This window comes from Marinobacter iranensis, from assembly GCF_029207565.1.
Classification (GTDB): Bacteria; Pseudomonadota; Gammaproteobacteria; order Pseudomonadales; family Oleiphilaceae; genus Marinobacter; species Marinobacter iranensis.
The window spans coordinates 1-276 of record NZ_JANCMW010000122.1 but is presented as its reverse complement, the minus strand read 5'-3'; the positions used below and the strand labels follow the sequence as shown (position 1 = coordinate 276).

The 276-nt window shown below is 64.9% G+C and carries 1 protein-coding gene; it reads left to right on the top strand.

The features are described 5' to 3' along the window. The coding region (locus NLU14_RS21700) for a serine hydrolase (protein ID WP_275710522.1) at window positions 1-276 on the top strand (276 nt) is incomplete at both ends.

Genomic DNA, 276 nt, shown 5'->3' with positions numbered 1-276 from the left:
AGCTCGCCGGCATCCATGACCCGTTCGGCGACCCTGGCGAGATCACCCTCCGCCAGCTGATGAGCCACAGCGCCGGCTTCCGGAACGGCACCTGGCCATGGCGCGACAAGGCATGGCAGCCCTTCGAACCCCCCGGCTGGAAGCAGCTCGAGGCGATGATCCCCTACACCGAGGTGCAGTTCAAACCGGGCAGCCGGTTCGGCTATTCCAACCCCGGCATCGTCTATCTCGGCCAGGTGATCGAACGGCTCTCGGGCGAGGATTTCGAAGTCTATG